Source organism: Pseudostreptobacillus hongkongensis, from assembly GCF_001559795.1.
Lineage (GTDB): Bacteria > Fusobacteriota > Fusobacteriia > Fusobacteriales > Leptotrichiaceae > Pseudostreptobacillus > Pseudostreptobacillus hongkongensis.
The window spans coordinates 661-917 of the sequence record NZ_LOHY01000126.1 but is presented as its reverse complement, the minus strand read 5'-3'; the positions used below and the strand labels follow the sequence as shown (position 1 = coordinate 917).

General features: G+C 23.3%; 1 protein-coding gene. It reads left to right on the top strand.

Annotation, left to right across the window (positions count from 1 at the left end):
- Positions 1-257 (top strand): transposase (locus tag AYC59_RS07955; RefSeq protein WP_211260030.1); only part of this gene is annotated, 257 nt, incomplete at both ends.

Sequence of the window (257 nt, the reverse complement as noted above, 5' to 3'; positions counted from 1 at the left end):
AATATAACAGTAAATCATATAAAAGATATTACAGGAGTACATTGGAATACTATTAGAAAAATACATAAAAATGAAATAGATATAAAATTAAAACTTAGAAAAGAACAACTAAAAAAAGAAAACTATAAACCTAAATATATAGCAATTGATGAATTTGCTATTCTAAAAGGTCATAAATATGCTACTGTTGTATTAGATTTAGAATTAGGTGAAGCTATATGGATAGGTATAGGTAGATCTAAAGAATCTTTTAGAGC